The 5,409-nt window shown below is 65.4% G+C and carries 6 protein-coding genes and 1 pseudogene; 4 read left to right on the top strand and 3 right to left on the bottom strand.

Going from position 1 to position 5,409, the window contains the following annotated elements:
- A pseudogene (locus H8B02_RS44810) lies at nucleotides 1-227 on the top strand (DUF459 domain-containing protein); the annotation flags it as partial.
- 133 nt (nucleotides 228-360) lie between these two features.
- Here H8B02_RS44810 and H8B02_RS44815 read toward each other — a convergent pair.
- Nucleotides 361-738 carry a CsbD family protein gene (locus H8B02_RS44815; protein ID WP_229172145.1) on the bottom strand — a complete coding sequence of 126 codons (378 nt, stop codon included), beginning with the start codon at nucleotides 736-738 and terminating at the stop codon, nucleotides 361-363.
- Nucleotides 739-798: 60 nt separating this feature from the next.
- Nucleotides 799-1,533 carry an SDR family NAD(P)-dependent oxidoreductase gene (locus H8B02_RS44820; RefSeq protein WP_229172146.1) on the bottom strand — a complete coding sequence of 245 codons (735 nt, stop codon included), beginning with the start codon at nucleotides 1,531-1,533 and terminating at the stop codon, nucleotides 799-801.
- Nucleotides 1,534-1,728: 195 nt separating this feature from the next.
- Between H8B02_RS44820 and H8B02_RS44825 the strand changes: the two genes are divergently transcribed.
- Together H8B02_RS44825 and H8B02_RS44830 are read left to right on the top strand one after the other, a co-directional pair.
- Nucleotides 1,729-2,508 carry an SDR family NAD(P)-dependent oxidoreductase gene (locus tag H8B02_RS44825; RefSeq protein WP_229172147.1) on the top strand — a complete coding sequence of 260 codons (780 nt, stop codon included), beginning with the start codon at nucleotides 1,729-1,731 and terminating at the stop codon, nucleotides 2,506-2,508.
- Nucleotides 2,509-2,609: 101 nt separating this feature from the next.
- Nucleotides 2,610-3,497 carry a TauD/TfdA dioxygenase family protein gene (locus H8B02_RS44830; RefSeq protein ID WP_229172148.1) on the top strand — a complete coding sequence of 296 codons (888 nt, stop codon included), beginning with the start codon at nucleotides 2,610-2,612 and terminating at the stop codon, nucleotides 3,495-3,497.
- Nucleotides 3,498-3,719: 222 nt separating this feature from the next.
- Here H8B02_RS44830 and H8B02_RS44835 read toward each other — a convergent pair whose 3' ends face one another.
- Nucleotides 3,720-4,379, bottom strand: a complete 660-nt coding sequence (locus tag H8B02_RS44835; protein ID WP_229172149.1) for a YqgE/AlgH family protein — start codon at nucleotides 4,377-4,379, stop codon at nucleotides 3,720-3,722.
- 136 nt (nucleotides 4,380-4,515) lie between these two features.
- Between H8B02_RS44835 and H8B02_RS44840 the strand changes: the two genes are divergently transcribed.
- Entirely contained in the window at nucleotides 4,516-5,352 is an 837-nt protein-coding gene (locus H8B02_RS44840; protein WP_229172150.1) for a protein-disulfide reductase DsbD domain-containing protein, read from the top strand.
- The last annotated feature ends 57 nt before the right edge of the window (nucleotides 5,353-5,409 follow it).

The raw sequence follows: 5,409 nt of genomic DNA on the forward strand, positions 1-5,409 counted from the left end.
CGGCGATCGCGCCCGACGGCTCGATCATCACCGCGCCGAAGCCGCCAAGACGCGTGTTCCGTCCGGCCCAGGCCCAGCCGCAACAGCAACCACAGACGCAGCCCTGGCTGCGTGACATCTTCGGATTCGGCGCGCCGCAGCAGCAGCGCCCGCTGGTCGCCCCACCGCCGCGGCCGCCGCGCAATGTCGGACAGCGTGCCGCGGTGCCGGGGAATCCCTGGCAGTAGGCGGCGCGCGCTCTCATCGAATTGAAGCTAGATCCACGCCATTGCGATCAAAGCGATGCAATCCATCGATCCGCACGCGCGGACGGATGGATTGCTTCGTCGCTTCGCTCCTCGCAATGACCGTGAACGAATCTCAACCGTAGTAGCGCCAGCGTGACGACGGCGGGCGGCGCGGCTGGCGCGTCATCAACAGCGCCAGCGCAAAGCCGATGCCGCCGGCAATCAGGAGCGAACCGAGCGGATTGTCCTGCACCGTTTGCGCCATCGCCCTCTGTCCGCCGCGAACGGTCTCGCCGCGATGTTCATAAGCATCCTTGGCATAGTTGACCGCGGTGTCGGCGGCGTCGCGCGCGGCATCCTTGGCCTGGCCGTAGAGATCCTGCACCGCGCCTGCGGCTTCGCGCGCGCGGCCCGAGGCCTGGGTCTGCGCATCGCCGGCCGCATCGCCGACGGCGCCTTCGGCCTTGCCCACAAATTCCTTCGCCGTTCCGAAAATCCGATCCTTGTCCATCACGTGCTCCCTGAAAACTGTCAGGAGGCCAACCGCGGAACCTCGCACAAGTTCCTGGAGCTAAAGAATGAGCCCGCCATCGACGATGATGGTCTGGCCGACGACGTAAGAGGCGAGCGGCGAGGCCAGGAACAGCGCGGCGCCGGCCATGTCGGCGGGCGTGCCGAGACGCTTCAGCGGAATGCGCTCGAGCGCGCCTTCGAGCCGCTTTGGATTCGCCGTCGTCGCCTTGGTCATCTTGGTGTCGACGAGGCCCGGCGCGATGCCGTTGACGCGGATGCCGTTCTCCGCCCAGGCCTCGCCGAGCGTGCGCGTCAGCCCCACCGCGCCGGTCTTCGAGGCGTTGTAGGCCGGATTGCCCATGGTGGAATGATAGGCCGCGGTCGAGCTCACGATGATCAGCGATCCCTCGGCTGCGCTCAGCATGGCGTGGAATTTCGTGGCGCAGGCCATCAGGCTCATCAAATTGACTTCCATCACCTTGCGGAATCCTTCCATCTGGAATTCCCCGCGGCGGTAAATCACTGCGCCCTGCGCCAGCACCAGCACATCCAAGCGATCGAACGACGGCGTGAGGCTTTCGATCGCCTGCGGATTGCCGACGTCGAGCTGCGCATAGGCAAGGCCCTCGAGATGCGAGCCTTCCTCAGCGGAATAGTCGCTCGCCTGCGCGCGGGTGCCGTACACGGCAACGCGCGCGCCCTTGGCGCGGAAGGCCTGCGCGATGCCGTTGCCGATGCCGCTGGAGCCGCCGACCACCAGTACTTGCTTGCCGCCGAAATCGAGCTCGTTCATCGCGTTCCTCTCCGGTGTTGTTTTCTTGATTGAGCATGATCCTTTTCGAAAAGCCAACGCAAAAGCCAACGCAGAACTTGCGTTAACGCGCTGCGCGCGCGGCGATAGCGGATCACCGGTTTGACGTCTTTGCGGATCGGTGCCAGCGTTGCCGGTCTCACAACGCGCCAAATTTTCATCTCGCGAGAATCCGTCATGTCCGAATTCAAACAGCTCAGCCGCTCGGTGAAGGGCCTCACCGTTCTCGTCACCGGTGCCGCCAGCGGCATGGGCCACGCCACCGCGCGCGTGTTCGCCGACGAGGGCGCCAATGTCGCGGTCACCGATCTCATCGAAGAGGGCACGCAGGCGGTGGCGAAGGAAATCGCAGCAAGCGGCGGCTCGGCAAAGGCCTGGACGCTCGACGTCAGCGATCGCGATGCCATCACCAGGGTCGTCAACGATGTCGCCGCGCATTTCGGCGGGCTCGACATCATCGTAAACAATGCCGGCATCTCGGTGCGGGTGGCGATCGACGATCCCGGGTATGAGGACGCCTGGGCCAAGGGCATCGCGGTGATGCTGACGGCGCATCCGCGCATCATCCGCGCCGCACTGCCATACCTGCGCAAGTCGCGATCGCCGCGCATCGTCAACATCGCCTCGACCGAGGCGCTCGGCGCGACCGGGATGCACAGCCCCTACTCCGCGGCCAAGGGCGGCGTCACCAGCCTGACCCGCTCGCTCGCAGTGGAACTGGGACGCGAAGGCATCACCGTGAACTGCATCTGCCCTGGCCCGATCCGCACCGCCATCACCGACCGCATCTCCGAGGAGCACAAGACGATCTACGCCAAGCGCCGCACCGCGCTCGGCCGTTACGGCGATCCGGAAGAGGTCGCGCACATGACGCTGAGCCTGTGCCTGCCCGCCGCATCGTTCCTGACCGGCGCGGTGATTCCCGTCGACGGCGGGTTGATGGCCCGGAATGCCTGACCCGCGTCTGGTCGCGAAGCGTTGACAGGGCGCGCGTCGGGAGTAGCCTTCTCGTCAAACGAAGCGGGACAACCGCCCGCGGGATACGGGGAGATGCGCCAATGACGGTCCTGATCCGGCAGCTTCACAAGCATTTCGTCGGCGAGGTCTCCGGCGTCGATCTGCGCAAGCCGCTGACGAAGCAGGAAGCGATCGACATCGAGGCCGGCATGGACAAATACGCCGTGCTCGTCTTCCACGGCCAGGACATCACGGACGAGCAGCAGATGGCGTTCGCGCTGAACTTCGGCGAGCGCGAGAGTTCGCGCGGCGGCACGGTGACCAAGAAGGAGGACTACCGCCTCTCCTCCGGGCTCAACGATGTCTCCAATCTCGGCAAGGACGGCAAGCCGCTGCCGAAGGATCACCGCACCCACCTGTTCAACCTCGGCAACTGCCTGTGGCACTCCGACAGCTCGTTCCGACCGATCCCGGCGAAATTCTCGCTGCTGTCGGCCCGCATCGTCAACCCGACGGGCGGCAACACCGAGTTCGCCGACATGCGCGCCGCCTATGACGCGCTCGACGACGAGACCAAGGCCGAGATCGACGACATGATCTGCGAACACTCGCTGATGTATTCGCGCGGCTCGCTCGGCTTCCTCGACTACACCGACGAGGAGAAGGAGATGTTCAAGCCGGTGCTGCAGCGCCTGGTGCGCACCCATCCGGTGCACGGCCGCAAGTCGCTGTATTTGTCATCGCATGCCGGCGCCATCAGGGGCATGAGCATGCCGGAAGCGCGGCTGTTGCTGCACGATCTCACCGAGCACGCCACGCAGGGCGAGTTCGTCTATGTGCACAAATGGACGGTGCATGACCTCGTGATGTGGGACAACCGCCAGACCGTGCACCGCGTGCGCCGCTACGACCAGTCGCAGCCCCGCGACATGCGCCGCGCCACGGTGGCCGGCACCCAGCCGACGGTGGCGCAGGAAGCGGCGGAGTAGCGGGCGCCGCCATCGTAGCCAAACCCACCGCTGGCGTAGCCAAACCCACCGCTGGCGTGGCCAAACCCACAGCCGCCGTCCCGGGCAAGCGAAGCGCGACCCGGGACCCATAACCACGAATGCATGTGATGGCGAAGGCTGGCGTCCCAGCGCGGCGTTACAACTGAATTCGGTGGTTATGGGTCCCGGCCTTCGCCGGGACGACACCGTGGGTGTGACGCGCTACGCGTGGCCCGCGTCGTTGGACAGCATGCCGGCCTCGATACCGATCTTGCGCAGGGCGCGTGCGTATTTCTCGTCGACATCGGTGCCGAAGATCAGTTCCGGATCGGCGTCGCAATGCAGCCAGCCATTGTGCTGGATCTCATTCTCGAGCTGGCCCGGCGCCCAGCCGGCATAGCCGAGCGCGAGGATCGCGTGCTTGGGACCGGAGCCCTTGGCGATCGCCTTGAGGATGTCGACGGTCGCGGTGAGGGAGATGCCGTCGTCGATGTTCAGCGTCGCATCCTGAATATAGAAGTCGCTGGAGTGCAGCACGAAGCCGCGGCCGGTGTCGACCGGGCCGCCCTTCATCACTTTCATCATCTCGGCATTTTCCGGCAGCGTGATCTGGTCCGACTTCTCGATGATGTCGAGCTGCACCAGCAGCCCCGGGAAATCGATGCTGCCGGCCGGGCGGTTGACGATGATGCCCATCGCCCCCTCGGAGGAATGCGCGCACATGTAGATCACGGAGCGTTCGAAGCGCGGGTCGTTCATCACAGGCATCGCGATCAGCATCTGGCCATCGAGATAGCCCTCTTCGGTGGCATGGGGACCGACGGCCGGGCTTCTGCCGGCGGCGGTCTTGCGAGTCTTGCCTGTTTTGCCTTCAGGGCGCATCCGCAAAGGCCTTTCCTGCTGATTTGGCATCCTGATATTGGGTCGCGGTTCTGTCAATCAACCTTCGGCCGCCGTGCGGCGATGCATCACAAGCAATTCAATGGTTTGCAACGAAAGTTGCAGGTAAAGACGTCTCATGATCGTCACAGTTCCCATGCGTGCCGCATTTGCCTTTGCCGCCTTGCTTTCCGTCGCTTCCGTGGCAACGGAGGTTCGCGCCGACGACGCCTCGCCGTGGCAGCAGGACACGCATTCGGCCGTCAGGCTGCTGGCGGGATCGCGCAGCGGCGCGGTGCTGCTCGGCGGCATCGCCTTCCAGTTGCAGGACGGCTGGAAAACCTACTGGCGCACGCCAGGCGATTCCGGCGTGCCGCCGCGATTCGATTTCTCCAGGTCGGACAATGTCGATGCGGTCACGGTGATGTGGCCGGCGCCGCGCCAGTTCGACGACGGCGCCGGCGGCACCTCGCTTGGCTACAAGCACCAGGTGGTGCTGCCGCTGCGCATCGTGGCGAAGAATCCCGACAAGCCGCTGGTGCTGCGCGCCGACATCAACTACGCGGTGTGCGAGAAGCTGTGCGTGCCGGTGGAGGCGAAGGCCGAGCTGGCATTCGCCAGCGTCGCCTCGACCGAGGACGCCGCGCTGTCGGAAGCGCTCAACGCGGTGCCGAAGCCCGCCAACATCGGCGACCCCACCCCGGTCACGATCCGCGACGTCAAGCGCGACGGCAACAACGTGCTGGTCGATGTCGCGGCGCCCGAAACCAAGGACCTCAGCCTGTTCGTCGAGGGACCGACGCCCGACTGGGCGCTCCCCGTACCCAAGCTCGTCGAGCACGCGCCGCCGGGCGTGAAGCGCTTCTCGTTCGAGCTCGACGGGTTGCCGCCGGGTGCCAAAGCGGACGGCGCCGCGCTGAAGCTGACGCTGGTCGGCGGCGACAAAAGCTACGAATTCAATATCAATTTGAACTGACGCCAGAGGTCGTTCCAATAGCGTCGTCCCGGCTTGGTGCGCAATTGCGCACGGGAG

The sequence above is a fragment of the Bradyrhizobium altum genome (assembly GCF_020889705.1).
Taxonomy (GTDB): domain Bacteria; phylum Pseudomonadota; class Alphaproteobacteria; order Rhizobiales; family Xanthobacteraceae; genus Bradyrhizobium; species Bradyrhizobium altum.

Coding starts and splice junctions, on each gene's coding strand:
- H8B02_RS44830 (WP_229172148.1), top strand. CDS start 2,610: ATGACGGTCCTGATCCGGCAGCTTCACAAGCATTTCGTCGGCGAGGTC.
- H8B02_RS44840 (WP_229172150.1), top strand. CDS start 4,516: ATGATCGTCACAGTTCCCATGCGTGCCGCATTTGCCTTTGCCGCCTTG.
- H8B02_RS44835 (WP_229172149.1), bottom strand. CDS start 4,379: ATGCGCCCTGAAGGCAAAACAGGCAAGACTCGCAAGACCGCCGCCGGC.
- H8B02_RS44820 (WP_229172146.1), bottom strand. CDS start 1,533: ATGAACGAGCTCGATTTCGGCGGCAAGCAAGTACTGGTGGTCGGCGGC.
- H8B02_RS44825 (WP_229172147.1), top strand. CDS start 1,729: ATGTCCGAATTCAAACAGCTCAGCCGCTCGGTGAAGGGCCTCACCGTT.
- H8B02_RS44815 (WP_229172145.1), bottom strand. CDS start 738: ATGGACAAGGATCGGATTTTCGGAACGGCGAAGGAATTTGTGGGCAAG.